The organism is Teichococcus wenyumeiae (assembly GCF_003696345.1).
In the GTDB taxonomy this organism is placed as follows: domain Bacteria; phylum Pseudomonadota; class Alphaproteobacteria; order Acetobacterales; family Acetobacteraceae; genus Pseudoroseomonas; species Pseudoroseomonas wenyumeiae.
In genome coordinates, this window is sequence record NZ_RFLX01000125.1 from 1 (window position 1) to 2,244 (window position 2,244).

At 58.6% G+C, this 2,244-nt stretch carries 3 protein-coding genes; 2 read left to right on the forward strand and 1 reads right to left on the reverse strand.

Annotated features, from left to right (window positions below):
• Together EBE87_RS30205 and EBE87_RS28870 are read left to right on the forward strand one after the other, a co-directional pair.
• The coding region (locus tag EBE87_RS30205; RefSeq protein ID WP_233553551.1) for a hypothetical protein at positions 1–238 on the forward strand (238 nt) is incomplete at its 5' end.
• Between the two features lie 421 nt (positions 239–659).
• Positions 660–1,862 (forward strand): tetratricopeptide repeat protein, encoded by a 1,203-nt coding sequence (locus EBE87_RS28870; RefSeq protein WP_147426294.1) that lies wholly within the window; start codon positions 660–662, stop codon positions 1,860–1,862.
• A gap of 100 nt (positions 1,863–1,962) precedes the next feature.
• Here EBE87_RS28870 and EBE87_RS30735 read toward each other — a convergent pair.
• The coding region (locus EBE87_RS30735; RefSeq protein WP_408887774.1) for a hypothetical protein at positions 1,963–2,244 on the reverse strand (282 nt) is incomplete at its 5' end.

The window sequence follows — 2,244 nt, forward strand, 5'->3', positions numbered from 1 at the left end:
CGCGCAGACCACGAACAGAAGCAAGATCCGCGACCGGACGACATCTGCGTTGACCATCCACCGCCCAATGACAGAAGGCGTCCAACTGATCGCGCGGCGCGAGGGGGCGGCTGCCCCGCATAGCCCAGCGGCGGCTGCCCGCCGTGCGATGCGCCATCCTCGACCGGCTGTTCGCGCATCTCACCGCACCGATCCGATGTCCGCACTGCCGACGCAGGTTTCTGCCGCCTCGATCTAAAATGCCCAGGTAGTGCTAGACGTCGGCCCAGCCATCGCCCAGATCAGCCACCACGCGGAGCGAGGTCGCGCCGACGATCTCATCCAGCGAACAGGACCAGGTGCCGCCCTTGCCGGTGATCTCGACCGCTCAGCCTGACGGGTCCGGCTTGGGCTCGGTCGTCGGCGGCGGCAGGGCGGCGTGGGGCGCAGCGCGGCCACCTCCGCCCTCAGCGCCTCCACCTGCCGCATCAAGGGCAGCACGGCCTCGGCCACGATGGCCCGGCCTGTGTGGCGTGACGGTCAGCCGCCGCTTCGGCCTGCGCGTTGAGCGCAGCCAGCGTCTTCGCGGCAAAAGTGGTTGCCATCGGGGGTATTCCAGATTGTCGGGGTGGATCGATTTCGGCATAAACTGATCCCAGGTCAGTATCCCGGGATGGTCCGTGCCAAATCAGCCGTCGCAGATCCTCTTTGAGGACGAGAATCTTCTAGTGCGCGCGGTCTCTGGCGACAGGACAAAGGCCGCCGTGTCTTTCGCATCGCTGCGTGAGCGGAAGCAGGGATTTGGCGAGGCGTATTTCACGCGGACCAATACCCCTGCCGTTTACTTCATTTCGAAGGCCGATAACTGGTATCTGACGCCATCGACCATGGCGGGCTGTGCTGTCGCGAGGACGTATCTAGATCGCCTCGGATTTGGCGCAGTCTTCACCTACGGCACCTCCATGGGGGCATACGGTGCCGCGATGTGCTCCACCGCGATACAGGCGGACAGCTGCCTGCTGCTTGCGCCTCAGTGGTCCGCAAATCCTGCCGCGCCACCATATGAAGAGCGATGGAAGGGCGAAGCGCGCTCAGTCGATTTCTCAACTGAGAATTTGGCAGTCCAGATTTCACTATCAGCGCAAAAATGGATCATTGCGGATCTGAGATCGCCGGATGCCAAGCATGCTATTTTTTTTAACAGAGTTCCAAAATCCGAAATAATTAATATGCCTTTCGGTGGGCATTTTATTCCTGCATTTCTGCAAGAATGCGGCGCATTGAAAGCCATATTAGATCACGCCTATTCTGCGACACTTTCCTCAGAAGTCGCTCGGCGCCTTGCGCGACCGAACAGAATGAAAAGCTCTTTCTATTGGGAAACCATAGGGCGAAGCGCGTTCGAAAATGAGAAGCGCTTTGGCACAAATAGTCTTGGTAGGCGCAGCATTCCCTTCATGCGGCACGCTCACGCGATAGCGCCGAAAAACGAGCGAATTGGTCTTAGCCTAGCTCATTTCCTGATCGATGCCGGGCGGGCAGATGAGGCTCTTGCCATTTTCAAACTTGTCGCAGACTTAGATCTCGGAAATCATCGGGCGTGGCGGGGAATTAGTCGTTGCCACACAAAGCTGCGCAATTTTAGTCAGGCCGTTGCAGCTGCTCGGTTTGCTGCTGCGCTAGCTCCTGAAAGCGAAGACCTGAAACGCGTCCTAGCGCGAACATTATCTGAAGTCAGGCAATACGACGCGGCCATAACGGTTTTGGTAGGCGAAAATCTGACAAGCTCAAGTAAGGACAGCGACGCACTGATGAAAATCATTGTTCAGAAGCGGGATGCTGAGATCGCAAGATCGTCAAGCATGCGTGGCAAGCCTCAATAAACCGCAACGGCGAACAAAAATCTTGGGGTTCCGTTGCAAGTTTGCCGCGCCTCCCCGAGCAGGTACAATCCTTGGTATGGCGAAACGGCGGCGAGTGGCCTCAGTGAGGCCGAATGAGTCCTTCAAGGGGCGACAGTTCACCGTCGAGGTGATCCTCTGGGCGGTCCGATGGTACCTGATGTTCCCGATCAGCGACCGCGATCTCGAACTTATGCTTCAGGACCGCGGCGTCGAGATCGCGCACACCACTCTCTTCCGCTGGGTCCAGACCTAATCGCCAAGGACCGAGAAACGGATTCGGACGCCTTCTGTCATTGGGCGGTGGATGGTCAACGCAGATGTCGTCCGGTCGCGGATCTTGCTTCTGTTCGTGGTCTGCGCG